The 21,819-nt window shown below is 68.4% G+C and carries 2 protein-coding genes (1 of these 2 cut by a window edge); both read right to left on the reverse strand.

Annotated elements, in window-relative coordinates:
- The gene (locus T333_RS09720) at positions 1 to 15,789 is read right to left on the reverse strand and encodes an SDR family NAD(P)-dependent oxidoreductase (RefSeq protein ID WP_496424268.1); all 15,789 of its coding nucleotides are present in this window, start codon (positions 15,787 to 15,789) and stop codon (positions 1 to 3) included.
- Positions 15,786 to 21,819, reverse strand: partial view of a type I polyketide synthase gene (locus T333_RS09725; RefSeq protein ID WP_496424269.1) — the 3' end only. The gene runs 7,763 nt beyond the window's last position; only the last 6,034 of its 13,797 coding nucleotides appear in the window; the start codon falls outside the window, past its right edge — the gene reads right to left on this strand; the stop codon is at positions 15,786 to 15,788. The genes T333_RS09720 and T333_RS09725 overlap by 4 nt, the downstream gene beginning before the upstream one ends.

The following is a 21,819-nucleotide window of genomic DNA, read 5'->3' on the forward strand; positions in this document are numbered from 1 at the left end:
TCAGTCCTCTGATGAGTTGTTGTAAGCCATGTCGATCAAGTCATCGATATCGAGCTCGTCGATCGATTCGTCCGTGCCGCTCTGCTCGATCTCGCTGTGACTTCCCTGTCCATGTGCGAGCCGCATGAGTGCGTCCAGCAGGCCCGCGTCGCGGAGACGGGCGACGGGGATCGTTTGCAGGGCCCTGCGAATGTCGTTTTCCGACAAATCCGCCGACCGGCCGGAGTCACGGTGGTCGGTGAACTCGTCTGCCAGATATTTGGCCAAAGCCTCCGGTGACGGATAGTCGAACACCAGAGTCGCGGCCATCCGCAGACCTGTCGCGGACTCGAGGGCGTTGCGGAATTCGACAGCAGTGACCGAATCGAAGCCCAATTCGGTGAAAGCCCTGTCCGCCAGAATCGCATTCGCATTCCGATGGCCCAGCACCGCCGCCACCTGACCGCGAACGATCTCGACGAGCACACCGAGACGTTCGCTGTCCGGAGTCTCGGCCAGACGAGCGCGCAGATCCGAGGCCGCACTCGCGGCTGCCTTCCTGCGATGCGAGCTGAGACCTGCCAACAGGGCGGGCGCGAATCCCGCGCTGCGCATGGCGTTCAGGTCCAAGCGGGCGAGAATCGGGGCCGGTGTGTCGATCTGCGCCGCGGCGTCGAAGAGCGCGAGGCCTTGCTCTTCGGACAGGGGCAGCATGCCCGAGCGAGACATGCGGTGGCGGTCGATATCACTGAGTTCCCCAGCCATACCGCCGTCCCACAGACCCCAGGCAAGGGATTGCCCGCGGCTGCCCGACGCCCTGCGATGCGCCGCGAGCGCGTCCAAACAGGCGTTGGCAGCCGCGTAGTTTCCCTGTCCTGCGTTACCGAACGCACCCGCCGCCGAGCTGAACAACACGAACGCCTTCAGCGGAAGCTCGCGGGTCAGCTCGTGCAGGTGCAGGGCGGCATCGGCCTTTGGCCCCAACACCGTGTCCATCCGGTCCGGGGTGAGAGAACCGATGGCGCCGTCGTCGATGACACCAGCCATGTGGAACACACCAGAAAGCGGTTGGTCCGTACGCACTTTGGCAAGTGCTTCGGCGAGCGCATGGCGATCGGCGACATCGCAAGCGACGAACTCGACCTCGGCCCCCGAACCCTCCAGTTCCGCCCGCAACTCGGCGGCACCTGGAGCGGATTCACCGCGGCGGCTGAGCAGCAGCAGGTGACGGACACCCTGGGTGGCGACCAGGTGCCGGGCGAACAACCGACCGAGAAGACCGCCCGCACCGGTGATCAGCACGGTGTCATCTGGATCGAAGGACGGAGCCGGCACCGAACGCACTGCGGCGGAACCAATTCGGACCAACCGCGCGGCATGTACTTGCCCAGCGCGCACGGCGACGTTCGGCTCCCCCGCGGCCAGAATCCCGCCGAGCAGCCCGTCGATGTCGGAATCCGTGTCGATGAACACGATCCGGCCGGGACTTTCCGCCTGCGCGGAACGAACGAGACCACCCACAGCGGCGCCGGCCAGGTTCGTGATGTCTTCTCCGGCAGTCGATACCGCTCCACCGGTCCGAACGACCAGCACCGATTCGCCGAATCGCTGATCGGCTATCCAGGACTGGATAGCCCCCAGCGCCTCGTGTGTCGCGGTTCGGACGGCGGCGGGATCGTTGCCCGCGTGGCAGTCCAGCACCGCCACCGCTGGGATCTCGTCACCGAGATCCGCCCACGGTACTGCGCTGATCTGGACCTCGGACACGGTGATCGGTGTCCAATCGACCTGGAACAACGCATTGCCGACGGTGGACGCGCCTGCCGTGAGCTGTGCGGGATCGGTGGGCCTGGAAGCCAGATTCCGCACCGTGGCGACCGGAGCACCCGACTGATCCGCCAGATCGAGCGCGGCGCCGTGCTCACCGACGCGGATGAGCCGAACGCGCAGCGCGTTGGCCCCAGCCGCATACACGGTGACGCCGGACCACTCGAACGGCAGCGCGAGCCTGCCCGCCGCAGCCTTGGGCTCGGCAATGAGTAGCGTGTGCAAGGCGGAGTCGAACAGCGCGGGATGGATCCCGAAGCCCTCGGCATCCCGCGAGTCCGGCAGGGCGACTTCGGCGAACAACTCATCGCCACGCTGCCACGCCGCCCGCAGACCCTGGAAGAACGGGCCGTACCCGTACCCGACATCGAGCAGCTCGTCGTAGGCGCCGTCGATGGGCAACGGCTGCGCGCCGACCGGCGGCCACGAGGCGAGGTCGAAATCGGCCAACGTCTCGCCTTGCGCGAGGACACCTTCAGCGTTCAACGTCCACGACGACGAAGCGAAAGCGACATCGTCAGGACAGGAGAAGATCCGCACAGCCCGACGGCCCATCGGGTCCTGGTCGCCGACCACGATGCGCAGCGCGACACCGTCGGACTCAGTCAACACCAGCGGGGCATGTAGGACCAGCTCGTCCAGGGTCGAGCAGCCGACCAGTTCCGCGGCGTGCAAGGTGAGTTCGACGAGACCTGTGCCGGGGAACAACACGGTGTCCAGCACCCTGTGGTCGACCAGCCACGGGTGTGTCTGCACCGACAGGCGGCCAGTGAGGGTTACCGCGTCGGTGTCCGGTTGCGATATCACCGCCGAAACCAGGGGATGTCCGGTCGCCGCCAGACCCATCGCTCGAGCGTCACCGCCACCGGCGAAACCTTCCGCGACCCAATAGCGGCGCCGCTGGAAGGCGTACGTGGGCAAGTCCACTCGCCGACCACCGCTACCCGCATAGAAACCAGCCCAATCGATCTCGGTACCGGCCACGAACAACGCGGCCAGGCCCGTCAGCAGGGTCGTGGGGTCGTCGTTGCGTTTGGTCAGAGCGATGGCGGTCGCGGTGTCGAGAGTCTGGGCGATCATCGGGGTCAGCACCGCATCGGGCCCGACCTCGGCGAACCGGGACACACCCATATCGCTCGCCGTGCGGACCGCGTCGGCGAAGCGCACCGTGTCGCGGACCTGGCCGACCCAGTACGACGGGTCCGACATCTCGTCGGTGACACGGGCGCCGGTCACCGTAGACACCAACGCCATGGCCGGCCGAGCGAACGCCAATCCCTCTATCGCCGTGGCGAATGCGGACAACATCGGCTCCATCAGAGCCGAATGGAAAGCATGCGACACCCGCAAACGATGCGTACGCCAACCACGTTCGATACACCTATCGACAACAGCCAGGACCGCGTCCTCGACACCGGAAAGTACCACCGACGAATGACCATTCAACGCGGCGACCGACACCCCATCGACATCGACCAACAACGCCAGCACATCGACCTCCGAAGCACCGACAGCCACCATCGCACCACCCGTCGGCAGCGCTTGCATCAACCGGCCACGCGCCGCCACCAAGACACAGGCATCCGCCAGCGACATCACACCGGCCACATGCGCGGCAGCGACCTCACCGATCGAATGACCAGCCACCACATCCGCACGCACGCCCCATGATTCGAGCAGCCGGAACAACGCCACCTCGAACGCGAACAACCCCGCCTGCGCGAACACCGTCCGATCGACAAGCTCACCGCTCGCCAATGCCACATCCAGCCGGACCGACTGTTCCAGCAGCGGATCCAGCTCGGCGACGATCGCATCGAAGTGTTCGGCGAACACCGGATAGGCGGCCCGCAGCCCGTCAGCCATACCGGCCCACTGCGCACCCTGACCCGAGAAGACGAAACCTGTCGACCCCGCCGCGGCACGACCGGTGACCACACCGGGTGCCTGCGTACCGGCGGCCAGCGCCCGGACGCCCGCGAGCAGACCGTCACGGTCGTCGGCCACGACGACCGCACGGTGCTCGAACACCGCACGGGTGGACGCCAGGGAGAACCCGACGTCGACCGGATCGTGTTCGCCCACCCGCGATGCCAGGCGGGCAGCCTGAGCGGCGAGAGCCTCGGCGCTACGGGCAGAGATCACCCACGGCCGTGCGGCCGGTGCCGAGGCCGGCTCCGGAGCCGGAGCCACCACGGGCGCGGTCACCGGGGCCTGCTCCACGATCAGGTGGGCATTCGTGCCGCTGATACCGAACGAGGAGACACCCGCGCGACGCGGCCGATCCACCTCCGGCCACGCCACCGGTTCGGTCAACAACCGGACATGCCCCTCGGACCAATCCACGTTGGTGCTCGGCCGATCTACGTGCAGCGTCTTCGGCAGCATGCCGTGGCGCATCGCCATGACCATCTTGATCACGCCACCGACGCCCGCCGCCGCTTGGGCATGACCGATGTTGGACTTCAACGACCCCAACCACAACGGCCGATCCGCAGGGCGCTCCTGGCCATACGTGGCAATCAGCGCCTGCGCTTCGATCGGATCACCCAATGTCGTGCCGGTGCCGTGCGCCTCCACCACGTCGACCTCGACCGGCGATACACCGGCGTTGGCCAACGCCTGCCGGATCACCCGCCGCTGCGACGGACCGTTCGGGGCGGAGAAACCATTCGACGCGCCATCCTGATTCACCGCCGAACCAGCGATCACCGCGAGCACTTCGTGACCGTTGCGACGGGCATCGGACAACCGCTCCAACACCAGCACACCGGCGCCCTCGGACCAGCCGACGCCATCTGCGCTGTCGGAGAACGATTTACACCGACCGTCCGGCGACAAGCCCCGCTGCCTGCCGAACTCGAGGAACATGTCCGGTGTTCCCATCACCGCCACGCCACCGGCCAGTGCCAGATCGCACTCACCGGACCGCAGCGACTGCGCGGCGAGATGCAGGGCGACCAGCGAGGACGAGCACGCGGTGTCCACGGTGACCGACGGTCCTTCCAGACCGAACACGTAGGACACCCGGCCCGAAACCAAGCTGCCCGCCGCGCCGCTGCCGGTGCCGGTGCGCTGGGCGTAGTCGTGGTACATCAGGCCGGTGAAGACACCGGTCGAACTGCCGCGCAGCACCGCCGGATCCACACCGGCCCGCTCCAGCGCCTCCCACGAGATCTCCAGCAGCAATCGCTGCTGCGGATCCATCATCGTGGCTTCGTTGGGACTGATCCCGAAGAAGTCCGCGTCGAAATCGGCTGCGGAATATAGGAATCCACCCTGCCGGGTATAGGTCTTGCCCGCCTTGCCAGGCTCGGGATCGTAGATGCCTTCGATATCCCAGCCACGATCCGTTGGCATCTCGCCCCTCGTGTCGGTGCCGGAAGTGACCAGGTCCCAGAGGTCTTCGGGCGAGGCGACGCCACCGGGGTAGCGGCAGCTCATCGCCACCACCGCGATCGGGTCGTCGCCCGTGCGCACCCGGCCGATCACCGGCTTTTCGACCGCCGCGGTGCCCGTGAGCTGCGAACCGATGTACTCGGCGACGATCTGTGCGTTCGGGTAGTCGAAGACCAGCGTCGCGGGCAGTTGCAGACCCGTCGCGGCATTCAGCTTGTTGCGAAACTCTACGGCGCTCAACGAATCGAAGCCGAGCTGCTGGAAAGCCTGCTGCGGCTCGACAGCGTCCACCGACGCATGCCCCAGAGTGGCGGCGGCCACCGATCGGACCAGATCGAGCACAGCGCGCGCACGGTCCGCGTCCGGCAAACCGGCCAGCTCGAGCGCTAAGGCCTGGCCCGCAGCGGTCCTGGTCTGGCGGCGGACCGGTGTCGGTGCCAATGAGCGGACCAGAGCGGGGATCTGCTCGCCCCGCGTCCGGAGCACCGCCGGATCGACCCGCAGCGCCACCAGTTGCGCGGCATCGGTCGCGATCGCGGCATCGAACAGCGCCAGACCCTCGGCCTCGGTCAGCGGCGGGAAGCCCTGGCGGCGCATCCGATCGAAGTCGTCTTCGGACAGCTCGACACCGAGCCCCGACGACCGCGCCCACAACCCGTAATCCACCGCCGTCGCGGGCAACCCAAGACTCCGGCGGTGTGCCGCTAGCGCATCCAGGAAGACATTCGCCGCTGCGTAATTCGCTTGACCGGCGGCCAGCACCAACCCGCCCGCCGAGGACACCAAGACGAACAACGACAGCGAGGCATCACGCGTCAGCTCGTGCAGATGCCACGCCGCATCGACCTTGGGACCGAACACATAATCGACCCGCTCGGCCGTGATCGACTCGACGAGACCGTTGTCCGAGGTCCCCGCCGCGTGCACGACGCCCACCAAGGGATGCTCAACCGAAATACCGTCCAGCAACGCGGCCAGCGCAGACCGATCCGACACATCACACGCGGCGATGGTCACCTGCGCACCGAGCTCGGTCAGCTCCTCCCGCAGCTCGGCCGCCCCGGGAGCATCCAGCCCACGCCGAGACGTCAGAAGCAACTGGCGCACACCATGTTCGACCACCAGATGCCGGGCGATCACCGCACCGAGACCACCGGTACCACCGGTCACCAGCACCGTACCCGGCTCGGAGAGCAGAACAGTCGCGCCGGGCGCATGCCGCCGCAGCCGCGGCACGTACGCGTTCATACCCCGCAATGCGGCCTCCGGCTCCGTCCCGACGGCGGCCGCCGCGGCGAGCGAATCACCGTCGGCCTCCAGGTCGAGCAGCTGGAATCGGCCTGGATGTTCCGCTTGCGCGGCACGCAACAGACCCCACACCGGCGCCTGTCCCAGTTCCACCTGCTCCGCATCGGTAACCGACACCGCATGCCTGGTCAGCACCACCAAACGCGAACCAGCGAAACGACTGTCGGCCAGCCAACGCTGCACGGTGCCGAGCACGTCCATCGCGACCCGACGTGCCGCCTCCGGCGGCGCACCCTCGTGAGTGGGGCACTCGAGCAGCACGAGATCGGGCACCACCAAGTCGGGGTTCGCGTCCAGATCGGCGATCAATGCCGCGAGATCACGGTCGCGTCCGCCGAGTACCACCACTCGATCCGGCTCGACGCTCGCCGTGGACGGCGCGGCAGCGACCCACTCGACGCCGAAGAGGGCATCCGATACCCCGGCTGCGCTCAGGCGATCGGCCGACACCGGCCGCGAGATCAACGCGCCCACCGAGAGCACGGGTCGCCCCTGCTCATCGGCCATCTGCACCGTGAACCGGTCGCTCTCCAGCACGATCCGCACCCGCACCGCGGCAGCGCCCGCCGCGTGCAGTACCACGCGGTTCCAGCTGAACGGGAGCGCCGGGAAACCCTCGATGCCGCCACGCAGACCGTGGACGATCGCGGCGTGCAGCGCCGCGTCGAACAGTGCGGGGTGGATCCCGAAACCCTTGGCGTCCTTCGGGTCCGGCAGCGCGACCTCGGCGAACACCTCGTCACCGCGCTGCCACGCGGCCCGCAGCCCCTGGAAGTAGGGGCCGTAGCCGTATCCGACATCGAGCAGCTCGTCGTATGCGCCGTCGACGTCCAGTGGTTGCGCGCCGGCCGGTGGCCACGCGACGAGGTCGAAGTCGGCCGTCCCCGTGCCGGGGACGAGCACGCCTTCGGCATGGAGCACCCACGGACCCGCGGCCGTCTGGCGCGAGTGCACGCTCAGTCGGCGCCGTCCGGCCTCGTCCGGAGCGGCCACCACGACCTGCACGGCGACATCGCCCTCGGCCGTCAGGGTCAACGGAGTATGCAGAACGAGCTCGTCGACCATCTCGCAACCCAGCAGTCCACCGACGTGACCGGCCAGTTCGACGAATCCGGTGCCCGGAAGCAACACGGTGCCAAGCACGCTGTGGTCCGCCAGCCATTCCACCGAATCCAGCGACCACCGGCCGGTGAAGCTCACCGCTCCCGAATCCGCGTGCGGCACAACGGCACCCAGCAGCGGATGCGCCGCCGCGTCCAGCCCGACCGCGGTGACGCCACCCAGTTCGCCGCCGAGCCACGACTGGGCCAGCATCTGCTTGGCATCCAGCCAAAACCGTTCGCGCTGGAAGGCGTAGGTGGGCAGGTCGATTCGCCGCGCTCCGGAACCGGCGTACACGCTCGCCAAGTCCACCTCGGCGCCGGCCACGAACAACCCGGCCAGCGCACTGATCACGGTCACCGCGTCCGCGTGGTCGCGTCTGGTCACCGCGACCGCCGTGGCGTCGCCGAGAGTCTGGGCGACCATCGGGGTCAACACCGCGTCCGGCCCGACCTCGGCGAACCGGGACACACCCAGCTCCGCCATCATGACAACGGCATCGGCGAACCGGACCGCATCCCGAACCTGACCCACCCAATACGCCGGATCCGACATCTCATCGACGACCCGGGCGCCGGTCACCGTCGACACCAACGGGATGGTGGGCTGGGTGAACACCAAACCCTCGATCGCCGAAGCGAACTCGGCCAACATCGGCTCCATCAACGCCGAATGGAAAGCATGCGAAACCCGCAAACGATGCGTCCGCCAACCACGCTCAGTGCACTTCGCGACGACCGCGACCACACTGTCTTCGATGCCGGACAACACCACCGACGACGGACCATTCACCGCCGCGACCGACACCCCATCGACCAGCAACGGCCGCACATCGGCCTCGGACGCACCCACCGCCACCATCGCCCCACCAGCAGGCAACACCTGCATCAACCGGCCACGCGCCGCCACCAACACACACGCGTCCGCCAGCGACAACACACCAGCCACATGCGCGGCAGTGACCTCACCAATCGAGTGACCAGCCACCACATCCGCGCGAACACCCCACGATTCGAGCAGCCGGAACAACGCCACCTCGAACGCGAACAACCCCGCCTGCGCGAACACCGTCCGATCGACCAGCTCACCGTCCGCCAACGCCGTCACCAGCGAAACAGGCTGCCCCAGCATCGGATCCAACTCGGCCACAACCGCATCGAAGTGCTCGGCGAACACCGGATAGACGGCCCGCAGCCCGGCCGCCATACCGGCCCACTGCGCACCCTGACCCGAGAACACCACACCCGTCGAACCCGGCACCACACGACCGGACACCACCCCGGATGCAGGCGCACCGGCGGCCAGCGCCCGCACGCCCGCGAGCACCTCCGCACGGTCCTCGGCCACCACGACGGCTCGATGCTCGAACACACTGCGCGTCGACGCCAGCGAGAAACCGACGTCGATCGGATCATGGTCGACCACATGCGACGCTAGCCGCGCCGCCTGAGCGGCCAGAGCCTCGCCGCTGCGCGCCGACAGCATCCACGGCACGGCCGGGACGGTCCGGATCTCCGGGACCGACTCGACCGCCGATACCGGAGCCTGCTCGAGAACGAGATGCGCGTTGGTGCCGCTGATACCGAACGAGGACACCCCCGCGCGACGCGGCCGATCCACCTCAGGCCAGGCCACCGGTTCGGTCAGCAGCCGGACATATCCCTCGGACCAATCGATCTTCGTGGACGGCTGATCCACGTGCAGGGTCTGCGGCAGCAGTCCGTGCCGCATCGCCATCACCATCTTGATCACACCACCCACACCAGCCGCCGCCTGAGCATGACCGATGTTGGACTTCAACGACCCCAACCACAGCGGCCGATCCGCAGGGCGCTCCTGGCCATACGTGGCGAGCAGCGCCTGCGCCTCGATCGGATCACCCAAGGTCGTACCCGTGCCGTGCGCCTCCACCACGTCGACGTCGAGCGGCGACACCCCGGCATTGGCCAAGGCCTGACGAATGACTCGCCGCTGCGAGGGGCCATTCGGCGCGGTCAAACCATTCGACGCGCCATCCTGATTCACCGCCGAACCGGCGATCACCGCGAGCACCTGATGACCGTTGCGTTGGGCATCGGACAACCGCTCGAGCACCAGCACACCCGCGCCCTCGGCCCAGGCGACACCATCGGCGCTGTCGGAGAACGATTTACACCGGCCGTCCGGCGAAAGCCCTCGCTGCCGACTGAACTCCACGAAGGTCTCCGGAGTGGCCATGACGGTGACACCACCGGCCAACGCCAGATCGCACTCACCCGACCGCAGCGACTGCGCCGCCAAATGCATGGTCACCAGCGACGACGAACAGGCCGTGTCCACCGTGACCGACGGCCCCTCCAGACCGAAGACATACGAGATACGTCCGGATGCAATGGATCCCGAGTTCGAGTTGACCGGATAGTCGTGGTACATCATGCCGGCGAAGACACCGGTCGCGCTGCCGCGCAGCTGCGCCGGATCGACACCGGCACGCTCGAATGCCTCCCACGAGGTCTCCAACAGCAGGAACTGCTGCGGATCCATCAGCGCGGCCTCGTTCGGGCTGATATTGAAGAACGCCGGATCGAATTCTCCTGCGGTATGCAGGAATCCGCCCGACCGCGTGTACGTGGTGTGCGGGGTCTCCCCGGTCGGGTCGTACAGCCGCTCGGTATCCCAGCCGCGATTCACCGGGAACTCCGACGTCGCGTCGGTCCCGGTCACGACCAGCTGCCACAGCTCCTCGGGCGATCGGACCCCGCCGGGGTACCGACACGCCATGCCGACGATCGCGATCGGTTCGCCGTCGAAGGCTTTCGCGGCGGTGACCGACACGCTGTGCCCGGTGCCGGTGAGCTCGTCGGTCAGGTGTGCGGCCAGCGCCTGCGGGGTGGGGTAATCGAAGACGACCGCGGCCGCCAGCGACAGGCCGGTGGCCGTCTTGAGCCGGTTACGCAGCTCGACCGCACCTAGGGAATCGAAACCCAGATCCTGGAAGGTTCGATCGGGATCGATCGCGGACACACTGTCGTGACCGAGAACGGCAGCGATGTGCGTGCGGACGGTATCGAGCACCGCCTGCCGCTGCCGACCGGCGTCCAGCCCCGAAAGCCGTTGCCGCAGAGTCGAGCCCGCCGTAGCGGGCGCCGTGGACCGCCGTACCGCCGGCGCCAGTGCGCGCAGCAGCGGGGGCAGCAGACCGGCCTCGGCCTGAGCGCGGATGGTGGCGGTGTCGACCGTGGCGATCACCGCGTGCGCCATGCCGCGTTCGAGCACCGCGTCCCAACCGGCCAACGCCGGCTCGTCCGGGATCGCGGTGAACCCGGCCCGGCTCATCCGAGCCAGGTCGGCCTCACCCAACTGCCCGGCCATACCACCCGAGCGCGCCCACGGACCCCAAGCCAGCGACTGACCGGCCAGCCCGCGGGCTCGCCGGTGGGCGACCAGCCCGTCCAGGAAGGCGTTCGCGGCCGCGTAGTTGCCCTGTCCGGGACCGCCCACGGTGCCGGATATCGACGAGAACACCACGAACGTGGCAAGATCCAGATCCGCGGTCGCCTGGTGCAGATGCCATGCGGCATCCACCTTCGGCGCCAGCACCGCATCCACCCGCTCCGCGGTCAACGATGCGATGACCCCGTCGTCGAGCACACCCGCGGCATGGATCACACCGGTCAACGGCCACTGCTCGGGGATGTCGGCCAGCAGCCCGGCCACCGCGTCGGCGGCGGTGACATCACACGCCGCCACCCGCACCTGCGCGCCCAGCTCCTCCAGCTCCGCGCACAACGTCGCGACGCCCTCGACCCGAGGACCACGGCGACTCACCAGCAGCAACGACCGTACGCCGTGCTCGGCCACCACGTGCCGGGCCACCACCGCGCCCAAACCACCTGTGCCGCCGGTGATGAGCACCGTACCCGCACCGAAGGCGTCGGGGGCGACCGATGCGGACGCGGCGGGCGCGGGCCGCGTGAGCCGCGCGGTGTGGGTGATGCCGTCACGCAGGACGACCTGGGGTTCGCCGACGGCCACGACGGTGGCCGCGACGGACTGGTCGACGCCGGTGTCGGTGTCCACCAGGATGATTCGTCCCGGATCCTCGGTTTGCGCGGTCCGCACCAAGCCCCACACCGCGGCACCGGAGAGATCGGTGAGGTCCTCGTCGGCCAGTGCGACCGCACCGCGGGTGGCGACCAGCAGGGTGCTCGCGGCGAACCGGTCCTCGGACAGCCACGCCTGTACCACCTCGAGGACGCGTGCGACCTCGGCATGGGTAGCGGTCACCACGTCGGTGCCGAGGGCCTCGCTCCAACCGGACCCGGCCTCGAGCACCACGACCGGAGGCACCGTCGCATCCGGATCCAGCCGATCCCACGGTATGGAGTCAGAATCCATTGCAGGCGAACCAGATTCGACCGTCGACCACACCACTTCCAGCACCGGATCGGCCGCGCCGCTCGCACCCGTGGCGAGCTGATCCAGTCGCATCGGCCGGGGCGTCACCGATCCGGACAACACGGGCTGCCCCTGCTCGTCCGCGGCCCACAGCGACACCGACGATCCGGTGGTGGTCAACCGAACGCGCAGCACCGATGCCTCGGCCGCGTACAGCGCGACCGACTCCCACGAGAAGGGCAGCACGACTTGCCCGGCGGCCACCGTGAACGGTGAATCCTGCTGTCCTGCCGAACCCTCGAGGACGCCAGCCAGCAGTCCGGCCTGTAGTGCACCGTCCAGCAGTGCTGGGTGAATTCCGAATCCTTCGGCGCGCGCACCACTCTCGGCGTCGACGGCGATCTCGGCGAACACCTCGGCGCCACGTCGCCACAACGCCCGCACACTTTGGAACGCCGGACCGTATTCGTAGCCTCGTTCCGACAGGACCGTGTACGCGGACGCGACATCGAGATCGGTCGCCGCGGCCGGCGGCCATGTCTCCGATGCGGGCGCGGCCGGGTCGTCCAGGGTGGTCAGCTGCCCCCGCGCGTTCAGGACCCACTGACCGTCCGGGTCCTGCTCACTGCGCGAGTAGATCGAGATCGGCCGCTGCGCGAACTCCGGTCCTGGCCCGCCGACGACAACCTGGATCCGCACACCGCCCGAGGCGGGCAGCAGCAGCGGCGCCTGCAGCGTCAGGTCGTCGACCACCGGGTATCCGGCTTCGGCGCCAGCGCGCAAGGCCAGCTCGACGAAGCCGGTCCCCGGCAGCACGATCGATCCGGCGACCACGTGGTCGGCCAGCCACGGCTGCGTCGCCACCGACAACCGTCCGGTCAGCAGGACGTCGCCGGACTTCGCTTCCGACACGACCGCGCCCAGCAGCGGATGCCCCATCGCGCCCAGACCCACCGATTCGACACCGGCGGCACCGAGCGAGGGTTCGAGCCAGAATCGCCGGCGCTCGAAAGCGTAGGTGGGCAACGGCACTCGCGAGACCGGGCGACCGGCGAAGAACACGCTCCAGTCGACGTCGATACCGACCACGTGTGCGTGCGCCAGGCAGTTCACGAACTGCTCGACCTCGGCGCGCCCGCGACGTGCTCCGGCGATTACCGACGACTGCGATTCGATCTCGTCCGGCAGACACTGACGGGTCATCGCCGTCAGCACCGCGTCCGGACCGATTTCCAGGAATCGGCGCACACCTGAGGCGACCAGGGTGTCGATGCCCCGGGCGAACTGAACGCTCGCCCGGACTTGCTGGACCCAGTAGGCCGGTTCGAGCACTTCATCGCCCGCGATCCGGCCGGAGATATTCGAGACCAGTGGAATCTGCGGGCGGCGGTACCTCACACCCTTTGCGACAGCGGCGAACTCGGCCAGCATCGGTTCCATCCGGTGCGAATGGAACGCGTGCGATACCCGCAGCCGCGAGGTCTTTCGCCCGCGATCGGCAAAACGCTGTTCGAGTGCCGTCACGGCGTCTTCGTCACCGGAGACCACCACGGACGCGGGTGAATTCACCGCGGCGATGGACACATGATCGTCGTGCTCGGCGAGCGCCTCGGATACCTCGTGCTCGCTCGCCGCGATGGCGAGCATCGCCCCTCCTTCGGGCAACTGACCCATGAGGCGGCCACGCGCCGCGACCAGCCGGCACGCGTCCGGCAGCGACCACATACCGGCGATGTACGCGGCGGCCAGCTCACCGATCGAATGTCCCACCAGGACATCCGGTGTCACACCGAACGAGTTCAGGAGTCGGCTCAGCGCGACTTCGTATGCGAACAACGCGGGTTGGGTGAACTCGGTCCGATCCAGAACGCCGGCATCGGCAGCGCTGCCCTCGGCCGGCTGATCGGTGAACATCACCTGCTTCAGCGAACCGCCCAGCAGTGGATCGAACTGCTCGCACAGCTCGTCCAACGCGGCGGCGAATACCGGGAACGCCTCGTACAGCTCACGTCCCATTCCGGCCCGCTGCGCACCCTGTCCGGTGCAGAGAAAGGCTGCCTTGCGCGTCACCGCATGACCGGCCGTCACGCCGTCGGCGGTGCTCGCCGAGCCGTGTTCGGCGAGTGCTGCCAATCCGGCGAGCATCGTTTCGCGGTCGTCGGCGACCACCGTGGCCCGCCAGTCGAGCCGGGCGCGGGTCGACAGCAGCGAATAGCCGATGTCTTCGGTTGTCAGGTCGGGGTTTTCGATCACCCAGTGCCGCAGTTTCGCCGCCTGTGCGCGCAAGGCGTCCTCGGTTTTCGCCGAGAGCAGCCATGGGTGGACAGCGGCGGCCACCGCCATCGCACCACGATAGGCGGTGTCGTCCGCCGGTTCGGCGGGAGCCTCCGCCAGGACGGGCGCCTCTTCCAGAATGAGGTGAGCGTTGGTACCGCTGGCGCCGAAGGAGGACACACCGGCGCGACGAACCCGCTCGCCCGCAGGCCAGGGTTCTGCCGTGGTGAGCAGCCGCACCGATCCCGCCGACCAGTCCACATGCGGTGTCGGAGCATCGACATGCAGTGTCGCGGGCAACATTTCGTGTCGGAGCGCCTGCACCATCTTGATCACGCCGCCCACACCGGCCGCGGCGGAGGTGTGGCCGATGTTCGACTTGAGCGAGCCGATCCGCAGCGGCTCGCCGGCGCGATCGCGTCCGTAGGCGGCGATCAGCGCCTGCGCCTCGATCGGGTCGCCGAGGGTGGTACCGGTGCCGTGCGCTTCCACCACATCGACGTCGGCGGGCGTGAGACCGGCACTGGCGAGGGCCTGCGCGATCACCTTCTCCTGCGACGGACCGTTCGGTGCGGTCAGATGGCTGCTGGCGCCGTCCTGGTTGACCGCGCTGCCGCGGATGACCGCGAGAACTCGGTGGCCGTGACGGCGTGCATCCGACAACCGCTCGATCGCGAGCATGCCGAGGCCCTCGGAGAATCCGGTCCCGTTCGCCGCTGCCGCGAAGGCCTTGCACCGCGCGTCCGGGGACAGCGCACCCTGCCGGGCGAAGGCGATGAGCAGCGTGGGGTCGGACATCACGGTGACACCGCCCACCAGGGCGAGAGAGGTCTCGCCCTGGCGCAGCGCCTGACACGCCAGGTGCAGGGCGACCAGCGACGACGAGCACGCCGTGTCCACCGAGAGCGTCGGGCCTTTGAACCCGAAGGTGAAGGCGACGCGCCCGGACAGCACGCTGGCCGAAACGCCCAGGTAGGCATGCCCTTCCGTCTCAGCGGTCAGGCCGGGCGAACCCACGCGGGGACCGTAATCCTGGTGGATCACACCGGCGAAGACTCCGGTGTCGCTGCCGCGCAGCGTCATCGGATCGATACCGGCGTCCTCCAATGCCTCCCACGCCGCTTCCAGGAACAGGCGCTGCTGCGGATCCATCGCCTCGGCCGCGCGCGGACCGATTCCGAAGAAGGCGGCGTCGAAATCCCCTGCCGCGTTGAGAAATCCGCCTTCGCGGGTGTAGATGGTCCCCGGCGTATCCGGATCGGTGTCGAAGAGGCGCTCTAGGTCCCAGCCTCGGTCGGCGGGGAAAGGACCGACAGCGTCGGTTCCGGAAGCGACCAGATCCCACAACTGTGCCGGAGTTTCGACACCGCCCGGATACCGACAGCTCATGCCGACGATCGCGATCGGTTCGCCGGCCCGTTCTTCCAGATTCTGGATGTGTTTCTTGGCGGCGCGCAGGTCTCCGGTGAGCTTCCTCAGATACCGGCTCAGCCGTTCCTCGTTACTGGCGGCGGGGCTGCTCATGCTGGGCCAAACTCCTCGTCGATCAGGTCGAAAAGCTCACTGTCGGAATGGAAATCGAGATCGTCGTACGCGCCGTCCGGCGACCTGCCGGTCAGATAGGTGCGCAGACGTTCGTTGACACCCCGCAATCCCGCGACGGTCTCGTCGTTGTCGCCACCGTCGGCGATGATCCGCTCGAGCAGGGCCTCGAGTCGCGCGATGTCGTCGGGCACGGCTGGTGCCGGTTGCGCGGGCGCTGTCGCCACGGTCTGCGCCAGTAGGTAGTCGGTGACATCTCCCGCGGTCGGATAGTCGAAGACCAAGGTCGAGGGCAGCGACAGACCCGTCGTCTTCGAGAGCCGGTTGCGGAACTCGACGCCGCCGAGAGAATCGAAGCCGAGTTCGCTGAAGCCGCGATCGGGTCCGATGTCGTCGGCCGACCCGTAACCGAGCACCGCCGCCACGTGTTCCCGCACCAGATCCAGGACGAACCCACGTCGCTTCGCCTCCGCCACACCGTGCAGACGCTCCCCGAGCGACAGTTCACCCCTCGATGTCTGGGCCGACCGGCCGCGTGTGCGAACGAACCCGCGCAGCACCGCCGGAATCGGGCCGGCATGCGCTTCCATGCGCAGTTTGTCGGTATCCAGCTGCAACAGCGCAGGCACCGGTTCGGCCGTGGTCAGCGATTCATCGAACAATCGCAGGCCGTCGGTGCGCTCCAGCGGAGCCAGGCCCAGTCGCTCCAACCGGTTCATGGCCGCGCGGTCCAGCGCGCCGGTCATGCCGATGTCCTGCTGCCACGGCCCCCAGGCGAGTGCGAGTGCCGGTAGTCCCGCGGCCCGGCGTTGCCGCGCCAGAGCGTCCAGGAAGCTGTTCGCGGCAGCGTAATTCGCTTGCCCGGCCGAACCGATCGTTCCGGCGATCGAGGAGAACATCACGAACGCCGACAGATTCAGGTCCCGGGTGAGCTCGTGCAGATGCCACGCCGCGTCGGCCTTGGGAGCGAACACTCGATCGACCTGGTCACCGGTGAGCGTGTGGAACGTGCCGTCGTCGAGCACGCCGGCGGTGTGCACGACACCGGTGAGCGGGTGCTCCGCGGGCAGGCCGACCAGCAGCTCGCGAAGCGCGTCGCGGTCGGTGACATCGCAGGCGGCGATCCGCACCTCGGCACCGGATCGGGAGAGTTCCGCCGCGAGTTCCGTCGCACCGTCGGCCTGCTCGCCACGGCGCGAGACCAGCAACAGCCGCCGCACGCCGTGCGTGGTGACCAGGTGCCGGGCCAGCAGCGCGCCCAATCCCCCGGTTCCGCCGGTGATCAGAACGGTCCCGGACCCGAACGACACTTGCTGTGTGACATCTCCCGAGGTCAGCGCCTCCAGTCGCGGTATGAGCACGTGGTCGCCCCGCACCGCCACCTGCGGCTCGCCGGTCCCGAGCACGACTCGGACGAGGTCGGCCGAAATTGGCTGTGCACCGCCGGATTCGTCGGCATCGAGCAGCACGATCCGCTCCGGGTATTCGGTCTGAGCGCTCCGTATCAGCCCCCAGACCGCGGCCGACGCGGCGTCCGGCGTCTCATCGGGCGGTGCTGCCGCACGGCTGGTCAGCACAATCAGCCGCGATCGTGCGAATCGCTCGTCGGCCAACCAGTCTCGCACCGTGCGCAAGGCAGCCTTGACTCGGCCGCGCGCGGATGGCCGCGACTCACTGTGCGGTGCGGCGGCTTCGGACCACACCACGACGTCCGGAACGATCGAAGCCGAAGCGAGCGCGGTCAGATCCGGATACCGCTGGTCGATTCCGTCCACGTGCGCGGCTCCGAGCACGGCCGCGCTGCCGGTCGGGATGTGCCCGTCGGGTATCTCCACGGGCGCCCAGCGCAACCCGTACCGTGCCGCGCGTCCGCCCGGGAGCGTGGCGCGGAACTGCTGGACGTCGTAGGAGCGCATGACCGCTTCCTCGATGGTGACCACCGGAGTTCCGTCCTGGTCGACGGCCACGACAGCGATCGCCTCACCGCTGCGCTGGATGGCCATCACCCGCAACGTCCGGACGGTGGACGTGCTGTGGATCCGCGTTGCGCCCCAACGGAACAGGAGTTTGCCCTCGGCGGGATCGCCCTTGTGGTCGGGCCAGATCAAACAGGCGATTCCCGCATGCATCACCATGTCGAACAGCGCCGGATGCAGCTGGAACCGTTCGGCCGGGAACTCCTCGTTCAGGCTGACCTCGGAGAAAACCGTGTCACCGCTGCGCCACGCGGCGTCGACGCCGATGAACGAGGCACCGTATTCCAGTCCGGCGGCACGCGCCACCTGGGCCGGAATCCAGTCGGTATCCACCGGTTCGGCGTCGACCGGCGGCCACGGCGTGTTTCGCAGCATTTCCATCAGTCCGATGTCGATCAGCTGCCGGCTGCTCAGCACGCCGCTGGCGTTGCGCGTCCACTCACTGTCGGCTCGATCGCCGGTGAGGCGGTAGTGGAACGTGAACGATCTACGTCCCGTGGAATCCGGTTCCCGCACCAGTACCTGGAGTTCGACCTCGCCGTCCGCAGGCGGGAGGATCGGCGCCTCGAGGATGAGCTCCTCCACGGCGCCGCATCCGATCCGCGGCCCCGCGACCAGCAGCATCTCCATGAGCGCGGCACTCGGGACGAGCACAACGCCGTAGGTGGCGTGGTCGGCGATCCAGGGATGGGTGCGCAGCGAGAGCCGCCCCGTGAACAGCCACTCGTCGCGGTCGGCCACGCGCACCACGTCGGTGAGCAGCGGGTGTTCCGAGGTCGCGTTCCAGGTCTCCCCGATGCTGGGTTCGAGCCAGTACCGCCGATGTTCGAAGGCATAGGTGGGCAACGCGATTCGTGACACCGGATCGGTGGCGAACAGCGGATTCCAGTCGATGGCCAGCCCGGCGGTGTGCGCGTGGCCGAGCATGGTCAGGAACTGCTCGACCTCGTCGTGATCCCGGCGGGCCGCCGCGGCGACCACCGATCGAGCCTCGACCTCCGCGGGCAGCGAGTGCCGCGTCATTGCCGCGAGCACCGCGTCGGGTCCGACTTCGAGGAATCGGCGCACACCCGATGCCACCAGCGTCTCGACACCGGGCGCGAAACGCACCGTGGCGCGCACTTGCGAGACCCAGTACCCCGGATCCAGGATCTCGTCGCCTGCGATCCGGCCGGAGATGTTCGACACCAATGGCATTCGCGGGGCGTTGAACGTCACTCCCGCCGCGAGTGCCTCGAACTCGGCCAGCATCGGCTCCATCCGATGAGAATGGAACGCATGCGAAACCCGCAGTCGGCTCGTCTTGCGACTCCGCTCGGTGAACTGCCGATCGATCTCGTCGATGACCTCCTCGTCACCCGAAACCACCACGGCCGCAAACGCGTTCACCGCCGCCACCGACACGCGATCACCGAATCCGGCGATCGCCGCCTCGACCTCGGTCTCGGACGCGGCGACCGCGAGCATCGCGCCGCCCTCCGGCAGCGCATCCATCAGCCGCCCGCGCGCCGCGACCAGCACGCAGGCGTCTTCCAGTGACCACACACCGGCCACATACGCCGCGGCCAGTTCACCGATCGAGTGCCCGATCACCATGTCCGGGACGAGCCCGAACGACTCCAGCAGCCGATACAGCGCCACTTCGAACGCGAACAGCGCGGGCTGGGTCAAGCGTGTGCGATCCAGAATCCCGGTCTCCGCGGCTACTCCCTGATCGTCGATCAGGTGGCCGGTGAACATCGCCTGCTTCAACGAACAACCCAGCAAGGGATCGAACCGGGCGCACACCTCGTCCAGCGCCGCGGCGAATACCGGGAAGGCCTCGGCGAGACCCGAGCCCATACCGACCCGCTGCGCGCCCTGACCGGTGAACAGGAAGGCGGTCTTCCCGGAGCCGACTGTCCCGGAAACCACCCCGGTCGAGGAAGATCCGGCGACGAGCGTCCCCAGCCGCGCCAGCAGTTCGTCGCGATCATTGCCCACGATCACCGCCCGCGACTCGTGCTGCGTACGTGTCGTCGCGAGCGAATACGCCACCGCCACCGGATCGGCGTCGGGGCGATCGACCAGCCACTGCCGCAGTTTCGCGGCCTGTGCGCGCAGGGCGGTCTCGTTCTTCGCCGATACCAGCCACGGCACCGCGATGCGTGGACGGTGGGTAGCCGGTCGCGAGGCGACCGACCGCGGTGCGGGAGCTTCCTCGAGGATCGCGTGCGCGTTGGTGCCGCTGACACCGAACGACGACACGCCCGCTCGACGGACCCGTCCACCGGCAGGCCAGGGCTGAGCCTCGGTCAACAACTGGACATCGCCCGCGGACCAGTCCACATGGGGGCTCGGCTCGTCCGCGTGCAGTGTCTTGGGCAGGGTTTCGTGCCGCAGCGCCTGCACCATCTTGATCACGCCACCGACTCCGGCCGCGGCCACGGTGTGACCGATATTCGACTTGATCGATCCGATGCGCAGCGGCTCGCGGTCCCCACGTTCCTGCCCGTACGCGGAGATCAACGCGTTGGCTTCGATGGGATCCCCCAAGGGGGTGCCGGTCCCGTGCGCTTCCACCGCATCGACGTCGGCGGGTGTGAGCCCGGCATTGGCGAGGGCCTGCGCGATCACTCGCTCCTGCGACGGACCGTTCGGCGCGGTCAGGCCATTGCTCGCACCGTCCTGATTCACCGCGCTGCCCCGGACGACGGCCAGGATGTCGTGGCCGAGCCGCTGCGCGTCCGACAGCCGCTCCAAGACCAGGACACCCACGCCTTCGGCGAAGGCCACACCGTCGGCCGCGGCGGAGAACGCCTTGCAGCGGCCATCCGGAGACAGGCCGCGCTGCCGCGCGAAATCCACGGAGAGATAAGGGGTCGCCGCCACGGTGACGCCGCCCGCCAAGGCCAGCGACGTCTCGCCCTGACGCAAGGCCTGACACGCCAAGTGCAAGGCCACCAATGACGACGAGCATGCGGTATCGATGGTGACCGCCGGTCCCTCGAGGCCGAACACGTAGGCGACGCGGCCCGAGACGACACTGTGGGTGGTGCCGGTCAGCCGGTACCCTTCGAGGTCGCCGGTGACCCGGTCGACGTACCCCGAGGCGCACGCGCCTGCGAACACTCCGGTGTCGCTGCCGCGCAACGTGACCGGGTCGATTCCGGAGTGCTCCAACGCCTCCCAGGAGGCTTCCAGGAGCAACCGCTGCTGCGGATCCATCGCCAGCGCCTCGCGCGGGCTGATTCCGAAGAATCCGGCGTCGAAATCACCGGCGTCATCGAGGAATCCGCCGCCGCGGCTGTAGACCGTCCCCGGTTTGTCCGGGTCCTTGTCGATCAGCTGCTCTAGATTCCAGCCGCGATCGTCCGGAAATTCCGTGGTGGCATCGGTGCCGGACCGCACCAGATCCCACAACTGCTCCGGGGTTCGGACGCCGCCGGGGAACCGGCAGCTCATGCCGACGATCGCGATGGGCTCGTCCACGCGGACGCGACGCGACACCCGGGTCGTCCTGGAACCGGACTCCGTTCCCGCGATCTTGGCGTGCAAGAGGGTGGCGACCGCCGCGGCGGTGGGGTGGTCGAAGACCAGGGTGGACGGCAGCTGGACACCGGTGGCCTTGGACAGGCGGTTGCGGAACTCGACGCCGCCGAGCGAGTCGAATCCCAGTGCGTCGAATCGCTCGCCGGGATTGATGTCGTCGGCGGAACCGTGGCCGAGCACGGCTGCCGCATGCTCCCGGACCAGGTCGAGCACCACTTGGGCGCGTTCGGCCTCCGGGACCTGGCTCAGCCGGGTGCCCAGCGAACTCGACGCGGCCGCGGGCCGGTCCGTGGTGCGGGGCAGGAAACCGCGGAGCACCGCGGGCACCGCACCGTCGCGCGCTTCGCGCCGCAGCTCCGCCGGGTCGAACCCGATCGCTGCCGCGTGCGCGGTGGCGCGGCCGGTGGCCGCATCGAACAGGCGGAGACCTTCGTCGTCGCTGAGGGGGTGGAGACCGAGCCTTTCCCAGCGGGCGAGGGCGCCGCGGTCCAAGCCGCCGGTCATA

It is taken from the genome of Nocardia sp. CNS-044, from assembly GCF_059570515.1.